Source organism: Streptomyces sp. NPDC026589, assembly GCF_040638385.1.
Classification (GTDB): domain Bacteria; phylum Actinomycetota; class Actinomycetes; order Streptomycetales; family Streptomycetaceae; genus Streptomyces.
This window is the reverse complement of sequence record NZ_JBEZYG010000010.1, coordinates 164758-183921: the sequence shown is the minus strand read 5'-3', so window position 1 is coordinate 183921 and position 19164 is coordinate 164758. Positions and strand designations below refer to the sequence as shown.

The window sequence follows — 19164 nt, the reverse complement described above, 5'->3', positions numbered from 1 at the left end:
TGCCATCGTTGCGCGGCGATCACACCGTGCCGGAATGGTCACTTCCGTGCCACAGGCCACAGTGAGCGCTTGTTCCGGTCCTTCCTGTCCATGACGCTGGACTCGGGACGGGGCAAGGCCGCCCATCTCGCCGCATACCGGTGCTTTCTGCCCGGTTGTCCCGTTCCGCCGTGGTGTCCGTCCCTCCTCGGGGGTGGGGACGGGCACCACGGATGCCCTAGCGGATCGTGAAACGGACCGCGTCCTCCAGGACCGGGACGTCGAGCCACGGCTCGGGCTGTGCGACGAGCGCGAGCAGCACGATCAGCGTGCCCATCAGCCCGTACGTGACCAGGTCGGTGAAGCGGGAACGTACCGCCAGCATTCCGACCGAGGGCACCACCCAGCGCAGCACGGCACCGGCGATCAGCGCACCGCCGATCAGGATCGTGCCGATGCGGAACGCCTGGTCGAACGGGTCGAGCACCACGATCAACAGTCCGAGGCCCGCCGCGCAGAGCACGGTGAGCAGCGGCCACTGCCGGGCCGGGGCGGGTGCGTCGCCCGACGCCGCCCTGCCGCCGCCCTCGGGCCGGGCCGTGTCCCGGGTGAACCGCGGGAACCGCCGCGACCGGCGGGGGCGCCCGTCGGCCGCGTCCGTGCCCGGGGCCGAGGCCGTGCCCGTATCGGGGGCCGCGTCCGTGCCCGTGGACGTGGCGGTGTCCAGCGTTGTGTCCGGGGACGCGGACGGGGCGGCGTCCGTGCCCTGGGCCGTCGCGTCTGTGACATCCGCGACCGGGACCCGGTCCGGGCCCGGTCCGGTGGACCCGGTGGCCCCGTCCCGCTCCTCCCGCTCGTCCGGTTCGCGCGGCTCGTCCGCCGCCCGGCCGGTGGGGGCGGGGTCGGCGGGACTCGTACCAGCACCCATGGGGTTCCCTCCGGATCCGGCCGTCAGCCCGTTGCCGCGGCGTCGGCGGCCTCGGCGGCGGCCCGCTCGGCGGCCTCGACCACGTTGACCAGCAGCTGCGCGCGGGTCATCGGGCCGACGCCCCCGGGGTTCGGGGCGACCCAGGCGGCCACCTCACGGACCCCCGGGTGCACATCGCCGACGATCTTGCCGTCCGCGTCCCGGCTGACGCCGACGTCGAGCACGGCCGCGCCCGGCTTGACGTCCTCCGGCTTGATCAGGTGCTGCACCCCGGCGGCGGCGACGATGATGTCGGCCTGCCGCAGGTGGGAGGAGAGGTCCCGGGTGCCGGTGTGGCACTGGGTCACGGTGGCGTTCTCCGACTTGCGGGTCAGCAGCAGCGGGATCGACCGGCCGATGGTGACACCGCGTCCGACGACCACGACGTGCGCCCCGTTGATCTCCACTCCGTGCGCGCGCAGCAGCTGGACGACGCCCTGCGGGGTGCAGGGCAGCGGGCCGGTCTCGTTGAGGACGAGACGGCCGAGGCTCATCGGGTGCAGGCCGTCGGCGTCCTTCTCCGGGTCCATCAGCTCCAGGATCCGGTTGGTGTCGATGCCCTTGGGCAACGGCAGCTGGACGATGTAACCGGTGCACTCGGGGTTGGCGTTGAGCTCCCGGACGACGTCCTCGATCTCCTCCTGCGAGGCGGTGTCGGGGAGTTCGCGCTGGATGGAGCCGATACCGACCTGGGCGCAGTCACGGTGCTTGCCGTTGACGTACCACCGGCTGCCCGGGTCGTCCCCGACGAGCAGGGTTCCGAGGCCGGGAGTGATCCCCTGGGCCTTGAGGGCCGCCACACGGACGGTCAGATCGGTTTTGATCGCGGCAGCGGTGGCCTTGCCATCGAGAATCTGGGCAGTCATGCGCCCATCCTCGCGGATGACCCCGCCCGCATACCAATTGCCGGTGCCGCCCCCGTACCGCACATTGCACTTGCACAACATCCGGGGCTCCGGACTGGACAAACATATGTTCCGCTTATAACGATGAAGGCCGCGGTTGTACGGGGGGCGGGCCGCTGATCGATGTCCTTCCTCCGTGTGGCCATCTCGTCCCCACACGTCTGTTGAAGGAACACCCCTTATGAGCTTCGGCGACCCGAACAACCCGTACGGGCAGCAGCCCGGCCAGCCGCCCCAGGGCCCGCCGCAGGGACAGCCCGGTTACGGCTACCCGCAGCAGGCTCCGCAGGGTGTACCGCCGCAGGGCTACGGCTACCCGCAGCAGCAGCCGGGGTACCCCCAGCAGCCCGGCTACCCGCAGCAGCCGGGCCAGCCCTACGGCGGCGGCTACCCGCAGCAGCCCGGCCAGGGCGGCATGCCGGAGCTGGCCCACTGGGGCCTGCGCTTCGGCGGACTGATCGTCGACGGGCTCGTCATGATGGTCCCGTACATCCTGGTCATCATCGGCGGTGGGATCGGCGACTCCTTCGGCATGATCCTCAGCGCCGTCGGCTTCATCGGCCTCATCGCCGTGGCCATCTGGCAGCTGTACCAGGAGGGCACCACCGGCCAGACGATCGGCAAGAAGGCCGTGGGCATCCGCCTGCTGCGCGAGGCCGACGGCCGCCCGCTGGGCTTCGGCATGGCCTTCGTGCGCCGCCTCGCCCACTTCCTGGACAGCATCGCCTGCTACATCGGCTGGCTGTGGCCGCTGTGGGACGCGAAGAAGCAGACGTTCGCGGACAAGGTCTGCTCGTCGGTGGTCGTCAAGGCCAACTGATCCACCTGGTCGATCCGATCATCTGATCCACCGCAGCACCTCGCACGTACGAAGGCCGCACCCGTTCACCGGGTGCGGCCTTCGCGCGTACGGGCCCGGGGCCGCTGCCAGTCGCCGGGGCGCGGTCAGCCGCCGGGGGGTCGCGGTCAGTCGCTCCGGACGCCCGGGATCTCCGCCGGCTCCGGTGACGTGCGCTCCATCACCACGAAGCTGCCGCCCCGGTGCTTGAGCCGGTAGGACGCCTCGGGGTGCAGCTGCTGGGCGTACGCCACCGGGTCCTGGATCGGACGGGACCAGCCGAAGTCCAGGTTGATGGCGACGATGTCGGGTGCGGTGCCCGGGGCTCCGCCGACCCAGTAGACGGTGCGGTCGGAGGTGAGGTGGGCCATCAGCGTGATGTCCGTCTCGACCCGCGCCCCGGCCGGGATGGCGTCGAGCGCCGCCCTGGCCGCCTGGCTGCGGGCGTCGTCGGTGCGGTAGGTCTCCGGGCGCAGCAGGTCGCGCAGCGGCAGGTGCTGGGTCATCGCGACGGCGATCGCGGCGGCGACGGGCACGGCGACCTTCGCGTACGAGGCGAGCCAGGGCCGGTGCGAGTCGCGGCTGCGGCGGACGCCGTCGGCCAGCGCGAGGAAGAGCACCGGCATGAGGATCGCGCTGTAGTGCCAGACCATGCCCCAGTGGTTGCTGTCCTGCGAGAGCAGCCGCCAGCCGAGCGTGGGAACGATCAGCAGCGTCAGCGGTGAACGCAGCGCCATGAACGCGGTGATGCCGATCAGGAAGACCAGCATCTCGATCTTGACGGAGGAGTTGAGGACGCCGAGGACGGAGTCCAGCATCGAGACGTCCTGCTCACCGTTCTTGTCGATCTTCTTCCAGTAGTCGTAGGTGCCCGCGCTGCTGGCCGCCGGGATGAGGACCATGAGTGTGACGACGAAGGCGGCGACCCCGAAGGCGGCGAGCAGCGCGCCCTGGAGGCGGCGGCCGTACACGAAGAGCAGGAAGCCGACGACCGCCACGGTGGCGCCCAGGTCCTCCTTGACCAGGACCAGGGGGAGCGACCACAGGAGCGCGGCCGTGTACCGCTTCAGGAGCAGGGCCCGGCAGACGAGGGCCAGCAGTGGTACGGCGAACGCGATCTCGTGGAAGTCGGCCTTCACCGCTTCCTGGATGCCCCAGGAGAGCCCGTACGCGACGGTGACGCAGAGCCCCGAGCGCCCGCCGAGGAGCTGCTGGGTGGTGCGACCGACGATGACCGCTCCCAGCGCGAACAGCGCGGCCTGCGCGAACAGCAGGGACTCGGCGGACGGCCAGAGCCAGTACAGCGGGGCCAGCAGCGCCACGATCGGGGAGAAGTGGTCGCCGAGGATCAGATAGCCGGGGCCCTTGATGTCGACGACCGGGGCGTCGAACCCGGCGTACGCCCGGACCTCCTGCTCGAAGATCCCCAGGTCCCAGGAGGGTGAGCCGAAGCGGCTGTACTGGAAGTACGCGTAGAGGAAGTAGAGCGCGCACAGGATCGCGCCGGCGACGAGGTACGGGAGCAGGGGTACGCGTTCGGCGGCGGCGTCGCCCGTACGCGGCGCGTCGTCGGCCGGACGGGCGTCCGGCCCCGGGCCCTGGGCGGGCAGGCGTCCCGGTCCGGACCGGTCCGTTCCACTCTTGTTCAGCTCAAGCACGGTGACTGCCCCCGCTAGGGATTTCCACGGCCGTTCATTAGAACAGAGCGGCGCGCCGATTCGGCACGACGGACACGGCCGAGGCCGCACCCATGTCGGGGTGCGGCCTCGGGACGGGCCGGGCCGGGTCGGGCCGGTGGACCGGCGGAAGAGGTCCGGGTCAGTGGTCCGGGTCAGTGGTCCCGCCAGGTGCCCCGGCGTGTGGTCCCGGCCTGTGGTCCCGGTCAGTGGAAGAAGTGGCGCGTGCCCGTGAGGTACATGGTCACGCCGGCCTTCTTCGCGGCCTCGACCACCAGCTCGTCGCGCACGGACCCGCCGGGCTGGACGACGGCCTTGACGCCGGCGGCCGTGAGGATCTCCAGACCGTCGGGGAAGGGGAAGAACGCGTCGGACGCGGCGTACGAACCGGCTGCCCGCTCCGCGCCCGCCCGCTCGACGGCGAGCTTCGCGGAGTCGACCCGGTTGACCTGGCCCATGCCGACGCCGACCGAGGCGCCGCCCTTGGCGAGGAGAATCGCGTTGGACTTGACGGCGCGGCTCGCCTTCCAGGCGAAGGCCAGCTCCTTCAGCTCGGCCTCGGAGAGCGCGTCGCCGGTGGCGAGCGTCCAGTTGGCCGGGTCGTCGCCGTCGGCCTGGAGCCGGTCGGCGACCTGGAGCAGCGCGCCGCCGTCGATGGCCTTGACCTCGAACGCCGTGGCCGGGGCCTCGGGGGCGAGCAGCACCCGGATGTTCTTCTTGCGGGCCAGCACCTCGACGGCGCCGTCCTCGTACGCCGGGGCGACGATGACCTCGGTGAAGATCTCCGCGACCTGCTCGGCCATCTCGACGGTCACGGGGCGGTTGACGGCGATGACGCCGCCGAACGCGGAGAGCGGGTCGCAGGCGTGCGCGTTGCGGTGCGCGGTCGCGACGTCGTCGGCGATGGCGATGCCGCACGGGTTGGCGTGCTTGATGATCGCGACGCACGGCTCGGCGTGGTCGTAGGCGGCTCGGCGGGCGGCGTCGGTGTCCGTGTAGTTGTTGTAGGACATCTCCTTGCCGTGCAGCTGATCGGCCTCGGCGAGACCGCCGTCGCCGGAGGTGTAGAGCGCGGCGGGCTGGTGCGGGTTCTCGCCGTAGCGCAGGACGTTCTTGCGCGTGTAGGTGTCGCCGAGGAACTCGGGGAGGCCCGAGGCGTCGGCGGCCGCGTAACCGTCCGCGAACCAGGAGGCGACGGCCACGTCGTAGGCGGCGGTGTGCTGGAACGCCTCGCCGGCGAGCCGCGCGCGGGCGGTCAGGTCGAAGCCGCCGGCCTTGACGGCGGCGAGGACGTCGGCGTACCGCTCGGGGCTGGTGACGACGGCGACCGAGGGGTGGTTCTTGGCGGCGGCGCGGACCATCGAGGGGCCGCCGATGTCGATCTGCTCGACGCACTCGTCGTCGGAGGCGCCCGAGGCGACGGTCTCCTTGAACGGGTAGAGGTTCACCACGACCAGGTCGAACGGCTCGACGCCGAGCTCGGCGAGCTGCTCGCGGTGGGAGTCGAGACGGAGGTCGGCGAGGATGCCGGCGTGGACGCGGGGGTGCAGCGTCTTGACGCGGCCGTCCAGGCACTCGGGGAAGCCGGTGAGCTCCTCGACCTTGGTGACCGGCACTCCGGCGGCGGCGATCCTCCCGGCGGTGGAACCGGTGGAGACGAGTTCGACACCCGCCTCGTGCAGACCGCGGGCGAGGTCTTCGAGCCCCGTCTTGTCGTAGACACTGACCAGAGCGCGGCGGATGGGCTTATTCACCGACATGACCGAGATGAACCTTTCGTCCCTCAATGCGATAGCCGTCACGGGCGATCCGCCCCACGGCCTCGACGAGCAGCGATCGCTCGACTTCCTTGATGCGTTCGTGGAGGGCGGCTTCGCCCTCCGGGGTGTCCTCCTCGGTCACCTCGACCACGCCCTGCGCGATGATCGGACCGGTGTCGACGCCGTCGTCGACGAAGTGGACGGTGCAGCCCGTGACCTTGACGCCGTACGCGAGTGCGTCACGCACTCCGTGGGCGCCGGGGAAACCGGGCAGCAGGGCGGGGTGGGTGTTGACGGTCCGGCCGCCGAACGCGGCGAGAAACGCCGGACCGACGATCTTCATGAAACCGGCGGAGACGACGAGGTCCGGGCGGTGCGCGGCGACCTGCGCGGCGAGCGCCCCGTCCCACTCGGCGCGGGTCGCGTGGTCCTTGAGCTTGCACACGAACGTGGGGATTCCGGCCCGCTCCGCGCGCTCCACGCCACGGGTCCCGTCGCGGTCCGCGCCGACGGCGACGACCCGTGCCCCGTACGCCGCCGGGGCGTCGCCGATGGCGTCGAGCAGCGCCTGGAGATTCGTACCGGATCCGGAGACCAGCACGACCAGCCGGGCAGGAGAGGCGGAGGGGGGCGGGGAGGCCACGTCGGGGCCCTTTCTCACGTGATGACCGCAGGGTGACGCAGGTGCGGCATGCTCTTTGTAGGGTCGTACGAAAGTATCGCTTCGCCCGATACGGGGAACCCTACGAACGGGCCGACCGTCAGCAACGATACCGGCACACCCGACGGCCCCCACGGGACGGGGGCGTGACCGGGAGGTAGCGTCAGGGGACAGCGAGCCGTCCACCGGGCGGACGAACCGTCCTACGGGCGGACATGACGAGATGGGGAAGACGTTCACCACATGCCGGACCGACGCCGTCGCACCGCCTTCCGCCTCCCCCTGCCCGAGCGGTCCGCTCCCCTGATGCGGGAACGCCTGCCCTCTTCGCCGGACTCCTCGTCCCCGGGCTCCTCGCCGGCGGGCTCCTCGCCGACGGGGCCCTCCTCACCCCCGGGGCACTCCTCGCCGGATTCCTCCTCAGGATCCGCACCGGCCTCCGGCTCCGCCGCGAAGCCCCAGGAGGACAACCCGTTCGCCGCGCCGCCCGTGGACCGTCCGGACCAGCCGTGGCAGCCGCGCCGCCCCGCCGGGTCCGACGGGTCTGAGGGGTCGAACGGTCCGGACGGTCCGGACGGGAACGGTGGGCCCGACGGGGACGGCTCCGCCGGGGGCCGCCCGTCGTGGGGCAGCCAGTGGAGCAGCAAACAGCCCGGCCGGGGCAACGGCGGCTTCGGCGGCGGCCCCGGAGGGAACGGCTCCGGCGGTCCGGGAGGCAAGGGCGGATCCGAACGCGGCGGTCCGGGCGGACTGCGCTGGGACCCCAAGGACCCCGCACAACGGCGTGCCCGCTACGCGGTGCTCGGCGGCATGTGGGCCTTCTTCTTCGCCCTCTTCGACCTCTCGGAGCTCGCCCTCCTCCTGGGCGCGCTCTCGACGTACTGGGCGATCAGCGCGCTCCGCACCCCGATGAAGAGCGCCTCCGCGACGGACCGCACGGCGGCGGGCGGCACGGCAGCGGCCGGGACCGCTGCGGGGACCGGGACGAGGGCCACGGCGGGCGACGTCTCCGGCGCCTCGCCCACCGTGCCCACGCACGCCGCACCGCCGAACGTCAGCAGCAGGCAGCAGACCACGGCGGCGGTGAGCGGACTGGTGACCGGCCTGCTGGCGCTGCTCATCGTGGCGACCACGTTCACCGTGCAGCTCGTCTACCGCGACTACTACACCTGCGTGAACGACGCCCTGACCAAGACGGGCGCGCTGTCCTGCAACGACCAGCTGCCGAAGCCGCTGGAGCCGTTCTTCGGCGTCAAGGAGTAGGCCCCGGGCGGTCCGCTTCCGGCGCGGGACGGCCCGCGGCGAAACCGGCGGCATCAGCAGAATCGGCGGGGTCGGCCTCACCAGCGGGGCCGCCGGGACCAGCGGGGAAGTCGGCCATCAGGCCGCCGGACCCCCGCTTCAGGGAGGCCCAACGGGCCTCCCTGAAGTCTTTCTCGTGCCAGTCCTTGTCGTGCCGGTCCTTCTCCTGCCGGTCCTTGTCGTGCCGGTCCTTGTCGTGCCGGTCCTTGTCGTGCCGGTCTTTCTCGTGCCACGGGTCGGTCGGCAGGAAGTCGTACGGCTCGAACCGCGCGTCGTCGCCCCTCTCCACCCCCCGCCCAGCCCCGCCGAGCAGAGCGCCGGAGGCCGTTTCGGGGCCCGTCCCGGGGGCCGGAACGGCGGACGCGGCGGAACGGTCCTGCGCAGCGACCGCCGTCCTCCCCCGCCCGGGCCACGACGCCCACCAGCGGCGCGGACGCCCGATGGCGGCCTGTGCCTCCGCCCCCGCCTTCTCGTCGGACGCCGTCGCATTGGCTGTCGCTTTCGTCGGCGTCGGCGCCGGCGCTGTCACCGGGGTCTCGACCGCTTCCGGTACGCCCCTGCGCCAGGCCCAGCCCGGGGTGCGCAGGCGCCACAGCCGCAGCAGCAGGACCGCGGGTACGCCGATGCCCGCGGTCCACGCCAGTGCCGCCGGCCCGGCCAGCCACCACACCGGGCCGAACTCCCTCAGCGCCCCGGTGCCGAGCGGCCCGCCGGCCACCGCCATGAGCAGCCCCGTCGCGGCACCGCAGGCCAGCGCGGCGAGCAGCGTCACCAGCACCGTCTCGCGCCGGCTCCACGCCTGAGCACGGGGCGCGTCGGCGGGCGCGGCCCTGCGGGCGGTGAACCAGGCGACCGCCAGCGCGGCCGCCACCGGCACCGCCAGGGCCGCCCAGCTCAGCAGGGAGCCCGGCCCCTGGTCCGGCACGGCCGCCAGCAGGGGGAAGTGGGGCGCCGCCGAAGTCCCGTCGAGGCCCAGCGGGGTGGCGGTGGCTCCCGTACCGAGCGAGAAGCCGGGCCCGAGCCCGTACGAAGCTCCCCACAGTGCGGCGTTCGGCACGAGCGAGGCGGCCAACAGAAGCACGGCGAACCGTCCCGACCAGTCGCCCGCGAGCCCCAGGAACGCCTCCTGCGCCGCCCCCGCGTTCCGGCCGAGCGCCACCGCGACCAGCAGCGCACCACCCCCGAGCAGCACCGCCACGCCCACCGCCGCCGACCGGCACACCGCCTCGGCCCGGTCCCGGAAGAGTGTCCGCGCGATCGCCTCCTGAAGCACCAGGGGAGACCAGGACGGCAGGGGCCCGAGTGGCCTGCCGGCCGCCGTCCACACCCCGGCCGCCGCCGCACCGGCCACCACCAGCGCCACAGGGAACACCAGCGTGTCCGGGTCCGGGCGCAGCGAACCGCCCCGCGCGCCGGCCGCCGCCCCCGCCACGACCAGCAGGTATCCCGCGGTCACCGCGCAGAACGCGCCCGCCTGCGAAGGCCTGGGCCGCCCCTCCTCCGGCTCCGCCGCATCGCGCGCCGCGCGGTGCGCCAGCCAGATCGGGCCCACCACGAGCAGCAGCGGCACCAGGGAAACGGGGGCGGGAACGCCGCTCAGGGTGTCGGGCCGCACGAGCCCCGTGCCGTGCGCGAGCAGCCAGACCCCGGCCGCCGCTCGCAGCGCAGCGCCCGGCCCGCTGTCGGGATACGGGGAGCTGATCCACAACACCATGACCAGCACCGTCAGCACCCCGAGGCCGAGCCCGGCGGCGACGGCTCCCCGCACCAGGGCGGAGGCCAGGGCCAGGGTGCGGTTCCGCTCGACGGTCGCCTTCGGGCTGCGTTGCGTCATCTGGGTCACGCGGCCCATGCTGCCAACGACACGCGCTTATTCCGCGTAACGCGCGAACAGCCGTTGTGTCGCCCAATATACGTTTATGTACTTTTTCACCCAGTGCGGCGCTGCCGGGGGTCGTCCATGACCCGGAGCACGACCGACGAGGCCGCCGCACCGCAGCTGCCCTCCCCCAAGGAGCGCCGCAGACTGCGCGAGGCGAAATCGCTGAGCGAGGAACAGGTGGCGGCGGCGGTCGGCGTCACGCGCGCCACCGTGCGCTCCTGGGAGACGGGGCGCACGAGCCCGCGCGGACGCAAGCGCGCGCTGTACGCGAAGCTCATCGCCCCCGAACCGGCGGCGCCCACCCCCGAACCGGACGCGCCCACCACGACGCCACCAGCGGCTGTGTCTGTGGCTGCGGTTGTGTCTTTGGCTGCGGCTGCGGCTGCGGCGACGCCGGAGCCCACACCCGAAGTCCCTCCCGAAGCCCCTCCGGAGGTCCAGGTGCCGGTGGTGGCGGCCGCAGAGGCGAAGGGCGAGGCGGAGGCGGAGGGCGAGAGGGGGACGGAGGGCGAGAGGGAGGGGGCGGAGGCGGCCGGCGAGCGGCGTCTCTCCCCCGCCGAGGCGTTCGACGAGCTGTACGCCCGGACCGCCCCCGGCCTCGTCCGGCAGGCCTATCTGCTGACCGGCCGCCGCGCCCTGGCCGCCGAGTCCGTCGAGCGTGCCTTCCAACTGGCCTGGCACCGCTGGCCGGAGGTGGCCGTCGACCGCGACCCGGCCGGCTGGGTGCGCGCGGCGGCGTACGAGTACGCGATGTCCCCCTGGCACCGGCTGCGCCACGCGCACCGGCACCCCGACGCCCCGCCCACGGAACCGGGGAAGCAGGCGCTGTTCGACGCGCTGCTCGACCTGCCCCCGGCCTACCGGCGCACGCTCCTCCTGTACGACGGGGTCGGCCTGGACCTCCCGGAGACCGCGGCCGAGACGGAGGCCAGCACCCCGGCTGCGGCGGGCCGTCTGATGACCGCCCGCGCCGCCGTCGCCGAGCGGCTCCCCGAACTCGCGGCCGCCGGCTCACCTGCCGAGCAGTCGGCCCTGCTGCACGACCGGCTCGGCGGGCTCGCGCGCGCCGAGCACGTCCCCGTACCGCGGCCGGCCCGTGCCGTGCGCACCGGCAGCGAGGACAAGGCCAGGCTGTGGACCCGGGCCGCCATCGCGGGTGTCGCGCTGCTCATCGCCGTGACCGGACTGACCCTGTACACCGCGCCCACCCACTACGAGCCGCCGATCGCCCCCGCCGAGCGGGTCGGGGGCGTACCGCCGCGCGGTGGCCCCCTGAAGCTCACCGCCCAGGACCTGAAGCTCCAGAAGTCGCTGCGCGAGCAGCTGTCGCACGGTCCGGAGCGACTGACTCCGCAGCTCCGGTGAGCCGTCACGCGGACTGAGCCGTCACCCGGACGGCGGGCGCGTACGCGAACAGCAGGCGCATACGCGAACGGCCCGGGCCCGCACTCCCTGTGACACAGGGAGTGCGGGCCCGGGCCGTTCGCAGCGTGTCTCCGCCGCCTGACCGACCGCGTCAGGCGCCGAGGATCTCGCGCGCCAGCTTGGCGGTCTCGGTCGGCGTCTTGCCGACCTTGACGCCGGCGGCCTCAAGGGCCTCCTTCTTCGCCTGGGCGGTGCCCGAGGAGCCGGAGACGATGGCGCCGGCGTGGCCCATGGTCTTGCCCTCCGGGGCGGTGAAGCCCGCGACGTAACCGACGACCGGCTTGGTGACGTTCTTCGCGATGAAGTCGGCGGCACGCTCCTCGGCGTCGCCGCCGATCTCGCCGATCATCACGATGAGGTCGGTCTCCGGGTCCGCCTCGAACGCCGCGAGGGCGTCGATGTGCGTGGTGCCGATGACCGGGTCGCCACCGATGCCGACGGCGGACGAGAAGCCGATGTCACGGAGCTCGTACATCATCTGGTAGGTCAGCGTGCCGGACTTCGACACGAGACCGATGCGGCCGGGCTTGGTGATGTCGCCCGGGATGATGCCGGCGTTGGACTGGCCGGGGGTGATGAGACCCGGGCAGTTCGGGCCGATGATCCGGGTCTTGTTGCCCTTCGCGCCGGCGTACGCCCAGAAGGCGGCCGAGTCGTGGACGGCGATGCCCTCGGTGATCACGACGGCGAGCGGGATCTCGGCGTCGATCGCCTCGACGACGGCGGCCTTGGAGAAGGCCGGCGGCACGAAGAGGACGGATACGTTCGCGCCGGTCTTCTCCATCGCCTCGGCGACGGATCCGAAGACCGGTACCTCGGTGCCGTCGAAGTCGACGGAGGTGCCGGCCTTGCGCGGGTTCACGCCACCGACGATGTTGGTGCCGTCGGCGAGCATGAGCTTGGTGTGCTTCATGCCCGTCGCGCCGGTCATCCCCTGGACGATGACCTTGCTGTCCTTGGTGAGGAAGATAGCCATGGTGGTCTGAGTCCCTCTTCCTTACTTCGCAGCCGCGGCGAGCTCGGCGGCCTTGTCGGCCGCGCCGTCCATGGTGTCCACACGCTGCACGAGCGGGTGGTTGGCGTCGGAAAGGATCTTGCGACCCAGCTCCGCGTTGTTGCCGTCGAGACGCACGACCAGCGGCTTCTCGACCTTCTCGCCCTTGGACTCGAGCAGCGCGAGCGCCTGCACGATGCCGTTGGCGACCTCGTCACAGGCGGTGATGCCACCGAAGACGTTGACGAAGACGGACTTGACGTCCGGGTCGCCGAGGATGATCTCCAGGCCGTTCGCCATGACCTCCGCGGAGGCGCCGCCACCGATGTCGAGGAAGTTGGCGGGCTTCACGTTGCCGTGGTTCTCACCGGCGTACGCGACGACGTCCAGGGTCGACATGACCAGACCGGCGCCGTTGCCGATGATGCCGACCTCGCCGTCGAGCTTGACGTAGTTGAGGTTCTTGGCCTTGGCGGCAGCCTCGAGCGGGTTGGCTGCGGCCTTGTCCTCGAGCGCCTCGTGACCCGGCTGACGGAAGTCGGCGTTCTCGTCGAGAGACACCTTGCCGTCCAGGGCCAGGATCCGGCCGTCCTTGGTCTTCACCAGCGGGTTGACCTCGACGAGGAGCGCGTCCTCGGCGACGAAGGTGTCCCACAGGGTCACCAGGGCCTCGGCGACACCCTCGGCCACGTCGGCCGGGAACTTCGCCAGGGCCACGATCTCGCGGGCCTTGACGATGTCGACCCCGTCGACGGCGTTGACGGGGACCTTCGCGAGGGCCTCGGGGGTCTTCTCCGCGACCTCCTCGATGTCCATGCCGCCCTGCACCGAGGCCATGGCCAGGAAGGTGCGGTTGGTGCGGTCGAGGAGGTACGAGACGTAGTACTCCGCCTCGATCTCCGGGGACAGCTCGGCGATCATCACCTTGTGGACCGTGTGGCCCTTGATGTCCATACCGAGAATGTCGGTCGCCCGGGCGACCGCCTCGTCGGGGTCGGCCGCCAGCTTGACGCCGCCGGCCTTGCCTCGGCCACCGACCTTCACCTGCGCCTTGACGACAGACTTGCCGCCCAGCTTCTCGGTCGCCTCGCGGGCTGCCTCAGGCGTGTCGATGACTTCACCGGCCAGCACCGGTACACCGTGCTTGGCGAAGAGGTCCCTCGCCTGGTACTCGAACAGGTCCACGCGCGTCCGTCCCTTTTAGTGGTATCGCGGTTCGTTCTTCTGCGTGGGCGTGCCGCGACGGGCAACGTGACTGCGCGGTCACAAGGAAGGCGTACACGGTGTCCCGGGTACGCGGCATGTCCATCCGGCAGGTTATCCCCGCGCTCCGTGTGACCCTAAATCGCAGATCACACCTGAGCGGTGATAACGGTCACAAGGGGTGGCCCCTCCGGCTCACGGGTGGGGCCGCCCGGGAGCCGGAAGGGGCTGATCGGCACCGGAACGCCCGGCCCGGGTCCCCTGGGCCGAGTACTCCGATGTGGTGAAACGGCGCGGCCTCTCGGCGCGGGCACCGCGTCCGTCCCAGGGCGTGAGCAGGTCGCCCTTTTCGGAGCGCGGCAGAGAGCGCGGGAGAGATCGTGTCGGGCATCGGACCGCCCAGGCCGGACCGGAGGCCCTGGGCGTGTAGGAACGGTCGCGCAACTCCCTGGTTACTGTTGGGTCTCCTTGTCCGGTATGGGCAGTGGCCTCTTCTCGATCGCCGCCGCCATGACGTCCGGGAAGAGATCCGGCGTACAGGCGAACGCCGGTGCGCCCAGCGCCCCGAGCGCCGCCGCGTGCTCGTGGTCGTACGCGGGTGCGCCCTCGTCGGAGAGCGCGAGCAGCGTCACGAACTGCACGCCGGAAGCTTTCATCGCGGCGGCCCGCTTGAGCATCTCGTCGCGTATGCCGCCCTCGTAGAGGTCGCTGACGAGGACGACGACGGTGTCCGCGGGGCGGGTGATCTTCGACTGGCAGTAGGCGAGCGCCCGGTTGATGTCGGTGCCGCCGCCGAGTTGGGTGCCGAAGAGGACGTCGACCGGGTCGTCGAGCCGGTCCGTGAGGTCGACGACCGCCGTGTCGAAGACGACGAGCCGGGTCGAGAGGGTGCGCATGGAGGCGAGCACCGCACCGAAGACCGCGGCGTGGACGACCGACGCGGCCATCGAGCCCGACTGGTCGATGCACAGGACGATGTCCTTCTTGACGGACCGGGCGGCGCGCCCGTGGCCGATGAGGCGCTCGGGAACGATCGTGCCCGTCGGCGGCGCGCCGTCGGCACCCGGGACGGGGAGGTAGTTCTTGAGGTTGGCCCGGATGGTGCGGTTCCAGTCGATGTCCCGGTGGCGAGGCCGGCTGATGCGCGCCGAGCGGTCCAGGGCGCCGGTCAGGGTGGCCCTGGTGCGGCTCTCCAAACGCCTCTCCAGGTCCTCGACGACCTTGCGGACGACAACGCGCGCGGTCTCCTTCGTCGTCTCGGGCATCGCCTTGTTGAGGGAGATCAGGGTGCCGACGAGGTGGACGTCCGCCTCGACCGCCTCCAGCATCTCCGGTTCGAGGAGCAGGGCCGCCAGGCCGAGCCGGTCGATCGCGTCGCGCTGCATGACCTGGACCACGGAGCTGGGGAAATAGGTCCGGATGTCGCCGAGCCAGCGGGCGACGGAGGGCGCCGACGCGCCGAGGCCCGCCGAACGGCCACCGGAGCCCCGGCCGCCGGGCTTCTTCCCCGCGCCCCCGCCGTACAGCGCCTCCAGCGCACCGTCCATCGCGGCGTCCTGGCCGGTGAGGGTGCGCCCGGCGCTGTCGGCACTGTCCGCGCCCAGCACCATCCGCCAGCGCCGCAGCCGTTCGGCGTCGGGCACGTGCGGGGCGGTGGGCCGCGCCGTCCCGGAGGCCTGTGCCGTCGTCCGTTCCATCGTCTCCCCCGTCGGGTCCGTCGCGTCCGTCGTGCCGTGGCCCCTCGTACCCGGGTCCGTCGCGCTGTGGTCGATCGTGCCCGGGTCCGTCGTGGTCGTCGTCATCCGGCTGCCTCCCCGGGCTCCGGTCGGCGGCCGATCAGCAGGCGCAGCACCGGCTCCACCGCGTCGGCCCGGACCCGGTCGAGACCGGGTCCGAAGCCCCCGGGCGCCCGGGCGTCGTCGTCGCGGCGGGTGCCCTCGGGGACGGGCCCGCGCCGGACCAGCTCGCCCAGAGTGCGCCGTACGCCCGGGTCGTACGCGGAGAACGTGCGGCGCAGCAGCGGCAGCACATCGGTGAACATCTCGGCGGGGACACCGGTCAGCCAGGCGTCGACGAGGCCGAGCAGCCGCTCGTCGTGGACCAGCAGCAGGCCGCCGCCCGACGCTCCGCCGACGAACCCCTCGATCCAGGCGGCGGCGTCGGCGGGAGGCGTTCCGGGCGAGAGCGCCAGGCCCATCAGCCGGGCCGCCTCGTCCTCGGCCAGCCGTCCCTCGTCCAGGAGCAGCCGGGTGGCCCGACCCCGGATGACCCCGGCGACCGTGCCCCGGGCCGCCAGCTTGTGCAGAACGGCGTCCCAGCGCTCCCGCAGTCCTTCGGCGGGGGCCGCTCCGGCGAGCAGGAGCCCGATCGCACCGTGCACGGCCTCCACCTGACGGCGCAGCGCCTCCGCCCCGTCGCCGTCGAGGCCGGTGCAGGCGGGCGGCAGACCGACGCAGATCCGCTCGGCGAGTCCGACGGCGACCTCCGCGAGCGCCGCCGTGTCCGTGGAGCGGACGTCCCCGTACCGCAGGGAGCGGGCCAGGGCGGGCAGCGCGTCCGCGAGGTGGCCGACGTCCGCGTCGAGCGCGGCCCGGTCGGCGAGGGCTCGCATCACGACGGGCAGCGCGTCGGGCAGTCCGGCCAGGAGGCAGTGTCCGGCGAGTGCGGTGACGTCTGCCAGCGCGGTCGCCGCCACGGCCCCCGACTCGGCCTTCGCGGTGGCGGCGGTGAGCACGGTGGTACCCCACACGCCCGCCTCCGCGACCCGGACGTGCAGCTCCGGTTCCCAGCTCAGCCGCCAGCTCTCCCGGAAGGTGCCGGTGCTGCCCCTGCCCTCGACCGGGTCGCCCCAGCCGACGTCGAGGAGGCGCAGCCGGTGCAGGAGGCGGCTACGGGCGGCGTCGGTCTCCTTGCGCAGGTCGAGGTCCAGCTCGCGTTCCGACGCCTCGGGTTTGAGCCGGAGGGTGCGCTGGCTGCGGGTCAGGTCCCGTTGCAGCGGGACGGCAGGAGCGGCGTCCGGCACCTCACCGAGGGTCTCGCCGACGATCAGCCGGTCCCGGACGAGGGCGAGCGGGACGTCGGACCCCTCGCACATGACGGCCCGCACCGCGTCGGTCGTCTCGCCGAGGCCGGCCAGCGGGCGGCCCCGGAGGGCCGCGAGGGTCTCGGCGAGCCGGACGGCCTCGATGACGTGGGCGGTGGAGACGAACCGGTCCTCCTCGCGCAGCAGTCCGGCGACCTTGGTCATCCATCGCTCGATCGGCCGGTCGGCGACGTCGAAGAGGTGCCCGTACCAGCCCGGCGAGTCGATCCCCGCCCCGTATCCGCTGTGCCGGGCGAGCCTGCGGTGGGTCCAGGGCACCCAGGTGAGGTCGGCCTTGACCTTCGGGAGGCCCTTGAGCAGGGCGCGGTCGGCGGCGAGGGTGGTCCGCGCGGCGAGGGCGGGAACGTGCCAGGCGCCGCAGACGACGGCGACGTCCTCCCCGAACTCCTTGCGCGCGGTACGCAACTGGATCCGCATGTACGCCTCGCGCACCGCGTCCCGGGGCTGCCCACCGTCGCCGTACGCCTCGCGGAGAGCGCTCATGGCCTCCGCCAGCGCGACGAACGGCGCGAGCGCGTCGCCCCCGTCGCCCACCACCTCGTCCCCGTCGCCCACCTCGTCCCCGTCGCTCTCGTCCACCGTGGCTCCGGGCGGGCCGCCGGTGGGTGTCGCTCCGGTGGACGTCGCTCCGGTGGGTGAGCGGTGCTCGACGACGTCCTCCCACCAGCGTTCGGGATCGTCGTATCCGGCGGTCTCGGCGAGGACCCGGATCGGGTCGACGACCGGCGTGGCTTCTTCCTCGGCCCGCTCTCCCGCCGCCGACTCCTCGCTCCCGATGCCCGGCGCGGGCTCCTTGAGCGCGAGGGAGTGGGCGGCGGGGAGGTCGATGAAGCGGACCGGGACGCCGTGGTCGAGAGCCCAGCGGATGGCCACCCACTCGGGCGAGAACGCGGCCATCGGCCAGAAGGAGGCCCGCCCCGGGTCGTCCACGGCGTGCGCGAGCAGCGCGACGGGGGGCCGCATCCGCGGGTCGGCGGCGAGGGGCAGCAGCGCGTCGCCCTCGGGTGGCCCCTCGATGAGGACGGCGGCCGGACGGGCCGCCGCGAGCGCGGCGAGGACCGCGCGGGCCGAGCCGGGGCCGTGGTGCCGCACCCCCAGGAGCCAGGGCCCGGCGGCCACGCGGGGCCCCGGCCCGCCCGTTCCGGTGGTGGCCGAGGCCCCGGTCACCGCTGCCGTCCCGGGCGTGGCCGGCACCCCGGCCGTCGTGGGAGCCCCGGCCGTGGGGGGCGCTCCGGTCGTGGGGGGCGCTCCGGTCGTGGACGGCGCCCCGGTCGTCGTCGCCGCAGTCCCGGCGGGGCTCGTCATGCGGATACCTCGCGGCAGGCGCGGTAGAAGTCCTTCCAGCCGTCCCGCTCGCGGACCACGGTCTCCAGATACTCCTGCCACACCACCCGGTCCGCCGCCGGGTCCCGGACGACCGCGCCGAGGATGCCGGCCGCGACGTCGCCGGGGCGCAGGACGCCGTCGCCGAAGTGGGCGGCGAGTGCGAGACCGTTGGTGACGACGGAGATCGCCTCCGCCGTGGAGAGCGTGCCGGAGGGGGACTTGAGCTTGGTGCGCCCGTCGGTGGTCACTCCGTCGCGCAGTTCGCGGAAGACCGTCACCACACGGCGGATCTCGGTCAGGCCCTCCGGCGCCGCGGGCAGGTCGAGCGAGCGGCCGATCTGGTCGACGCGCCGGGACACGATGTCGACCTCGGCGTCCGGGGTGGCGGGCAGGGGCAGCACGACGGTGTTGAACCGGCGGCGCAGCGCGCTGGACAGCTCGTTGACGCCGCGGTCCCGGTCGTTGGCCGTGGCGATGAGGTTGAACCCGCGGACGGCCTGGACCTCCTGCCCCAGCTCGGGGACCGGGAGCGTCTTCTCGGACAGGATCGTGATGAGCGAGTCCTGCACGTCGGCGGGGATGCGGGTCAGCTCCTCGACCCGGGCGGTCATCCCCTCGGACATCGCCCGCATCAGCGGACTGGGCACCAGGGCGTCGCGGCTGGGGCCGTGGGCCAGCAGCTGGGCGTAGTTCCACCCGTAGCGGACGGCTTCCTCGGGCGTCCCCGCCGTGCCCTGCACGAGCAGGGTCGAGTCACCGCTGACGGCGGCGGCGAGATGCTCGGACACCCAGGTCTTGGCCGTGCCGGGGACGCCGAGCAGGAGCAGCGCCCGGTCGGTGGCGAGCGTGGTCACGGCCACCTCGACCAGGCGGCGCGGGCCCACGTACTTCGGTGTGATCACCGTGCCGTCCGGCAGGGTCCCGCCCTGCAGGTAGGTGGCGACGGCCCAGGGCGACATCCGCCAACGGGCGGGCCTCGGGCGGTCGTCGGCGGCTTCGAGCGCCTTCAGCTCGTCGGCGAACGCGTCCTCGGCGTGCGGGCGGAGCGCCTCGGCGCCCGCCTCCGGCTCGACGGCCGCGGTGGTTTCGGACACGGTCATGGATCCCCCTCCAGATCGTTCGACCTGATGTGGTTCCCACCGT

14 protein-coding genes are annotated in these 19164 nt (G+C 73.0%); 3 read left to right on the top strand and 11 right to left on the bottom strand.

The genetic code is table 11. The features are described from left to right. Positions 1-217: 217 nt before the first annotated feature. Together AB0F29_RS19290 and AB0F29_RS19285 are read right to left on the bottom strand one after the other, a co-directional pair. On the bottom strand, positions 218-907 hold the full coding sequence (locus AB0F29_RS19290) for a DUF3017 domain-containing protein (protein ID WP_361873514.1): 690 nt from the start codon (positions 905-907) through the stop codon (positions 218-220). A 23-nt stretch (positions 908-930) separates the two neighbouring features. Beyond that, on the bottom strand, positions 931-1812 hold the full coding sequence (locus AB0F29_RS19285) for a bifunctional methylenetetrahydrofolate dehydrogenase/methenyltetrahydrofolate cyclohydrolase (protein WP_361873512.1): 882 nt from the start codon (positions 1810-1812) through the stop codon (positions 931-933). 220 nt (positions 1813-2032) lie between these two features. Between AB0F29_RS19285 and AB0F29_RS19280 the strand changes: the two genes are divergently transcribed. Beyond that, a complete protein-coding gene (locus AB0F29_RS19280) occupies positions 2033-2671 on the top strand; it encodes an RDD family protein (RefSeq protein ID WP_361873510.1) in 639 nt (212 codons plus the stop codon). 146 nt (positions 2672-2817) lie between these two features. Here the strand turns inward: AB0F29_RS19280 and AB0F29_RS19275 are convergent, their stop codons facing one another. The 3 genes from AB0F29_RS19275 to purN all read right to left on the bottom strand — a co-directional run bounded on the left by AB0F29_RS19275 (position 2818) and on the right by purN (position 6768). Beyond that, complete coding sequence (locus AB0F29_RS19275; protein ID WP_361873508.1) at positions 2818-4347, bottom strand: DUF2079 domain-containing protein; 1530 nt, start codon at positions 4345-4347, stop codon at positions 2818-2820. A gap of 224 nt (positions 4348-4571) precedes the next feature. After that, complete coding sequence (gene purH / locus AB0F29_RS19270) at positions 4572-6125, bottom strand: bifunctional phosphoribosylaminoimidazolecarboxamide formyltransferase/IMP cyclohydrolase (protein WP_361873506.1); 1554 nt, start codon at positions 6123-6125, stop codon at positions 4572-4574. Continuing rightward, positions 6112-6768: a phosphoribosylglycinamide formyltransferase gene (gene purN / locus AB0F29_RS19265; protein ID WP_361873504.1), complete on the bottom strand. Its 657-nt coding sequence runs from the start codon at positions 6766-6768 to the stop codon at positions 6112-6114. The genes purH and purN overlap by 14 nt, the downstream gene beginning before the upstream one ends. A gap of 261 nt (positions 6769-7029) precedes the next feature. Between purN and AB0F29_RS19260 the strand changes: the two genes are divergently transcribed. After that, positions 7030-8049: a hypothetical protein gene (locus AB0F29_RS19260; protein ID WP_361873502.1), complete on the top strand. Its 1020-nt coding sequence runs from the start codon at positions 7030-7032 to the stop codon at positions 8047-8049. On the opposite strand, the gene AB0F29_RS19255 is transcribed toward AB0F29_RS19260, so the two are convergent. Then, a complete protein-coding gene (locus AB0F29_RS19255; RefSeq protein WP_361873685.1) occupies positions 8039-9922 on the bottom strand; it encodes a DUF6350 family protein in 1884 nt (627 codons plus the stop codon). The genes AB0F29_RS19260 and AB0F29_RS19255 overlap by 11 nt on opposite strands. Before the next feature lie 126 nt (positions 9923-10048). On the opposite strand from AB0F29_RS19255, the gene AB0F29_RS19250 reads away from it, so the two are divergent. Then, the gene (locus AB0F29_RS19250) at positions 10049-11335 is read left to right on the top strand and encodes a helix-turn-helix domain-containing protein (RefSeq protein WP_361873500.1); all 1287 of its coding nucleotides are present in this window, start codon (positions 10049-10051) and stop codon (positions 11333-11335) included. A 151-nt stretch (positions 11336-11486) separates the two neighbouring features. Here AB0F29_RS19250 and sucD read toward each other — a convergent pair whose 3' ends face one another. The 5 genes from sucD to AB0F29_RS19225 form a co-directional block, all read right to left on the bottom strand. After that, the gene (gene sucD, locus AB0F29_RS19245; protein WP_018955930.1) at positions 11487-12371 is read right to left on the bottom strand and encodes a succinate--CoA ligase subunit alpha; all 885 of its coding nucleotides are present in this window, start codon (positions 12369-12371) and stop codon (positions 11487-11489) included. Between the two features lie 21 nt (positions 12372-12392). Further along, positions 12393-13574, bottom strand: coding sequence for an ADP-forming succinate--CoA ligase subunit beta (gene sucC, locus AB0F29_RS19240; protein WP_018955929.1), 1182 nt, complete (start codon positions 13572-13574; stop codon positions 12393-12395). 470 nt (positions 13575-14044) lie between these two features. Continuing rightward, positions 14045-15289, bottom strand: a complete 1245-nt coding sequence (locus tag AB0F29_RS19235; protein ID WP_361873683.1) for a VWA domain-containing protein — start codon at positions 15287-15289, stop codon at positions 14045-14047. A 101-nt stretch (positions 15290-15390) separates the two neighbouring features. Next, positions 15391-18000, bottom strand: coding sequence for a DUF5682 family protein (locus AB0F29_RS19230; RefSeq protein ID WP_361873497.1), 2610 nt, complete (start codon positions 17998-18000; stop codon positions 15391-15393). Next, a complete protein-coding gene (locus AB0F29_RS19225) occupies positions 17997-19121 on the bottom strand; it encodes an AAA family ATPase (protein WP_361873495.1) in 1125 nt (374 codons plus the stop codon). The genes AB0F29_RS19230 and AB0F29_RS19225 overlap by 4 nt, the downstream gene beginning before the upstream one ends. Positions 19122-19164: the final 43 nt, after the last annotated feature.

Excerpts from the sequence above, each read along its gene's own strand:
- AB0F29_RS19250 (WP_361873500.1), top strand. The coding sequence starts at position 10,049 with ATGACCCGGAGCACGACCGACGAGGCCGCCGCACCGCAGCTGCCCTCC.
- sucD (WP_018955930.1), bottom strand. The coding sequence starts at position 12,371 with ATGGCTATCTTCCTCACCAAGGACAGCAAGGTCATCGTCCAGGGGATG.
- AB0F29_RS19235 (WP_361873683.1), bottom strand. The coding sequence starts at position 15,289 with ATGGAACGGACGACGGCACAGGCCTCCGGGACGGCGCGGCCCACCGCC.
- AB0F29_RS19280 (WP_361873510.1), top strand. The coding sequence starts at position 2,033 with ATGAGCTTCGGCGACCCGAACAACCCGTACGGGCAGCAGCCCGGCCAG.
- AB0F29_RS19230 (WP_361873497.1), bottom strand. The coding sequence starts at position 18,000 with ATGACGAGCCCCGCCGGGACTGCGGCGACGACGACCGGGGCGCCGTCC.
- AB0F29_RS19285 (WP_361873512.1), bottom strand. The coding sequence starts at position 1,812 with ATGACTGCCCAGATTCTCGATGGCAAGGCCACCGCTGCCGCGATCAAA.
- AB0F29_RS19260 (WP_361873502.1), top strand. The coding sequence starts at position 7,030 with ATGCCGGACCGACGCCGTCGCACCGCCTTCCGCCTCCCCCTGCCCGAG.
- AB0F29_RS19290 (WP_361873514.1), bottom strand. The coding sequence starts at position 907 with ATGGGTGCTGGTACGAGTCCCGCCGACCCCGCCCCCACCGGCCGGGCG.
- AB0F29_RS19225 (WP_361873495.1), bottom strand. The coding sequence starts at position 19,121 with ATGACCGTGTCCGAAACCACCGCGGCCGTCGAGCCGGAGGCGGGCGCC.
- purH (WP_361873506.1), bottom strand. The coding sequence starts at position 6,125 with ATGTCGGTGAATAAGCCCATCCGCCGCGCTCTGGTCAGTGTCTACGAC.
- AB0F29_RS19255 (WP_361873685.1), bottom strand. The coding sequence starts at position 9,922 with ATGACGCAACGCAGCCCGAAGGCGACCGTCGAGCGGAACCGCACCCTG.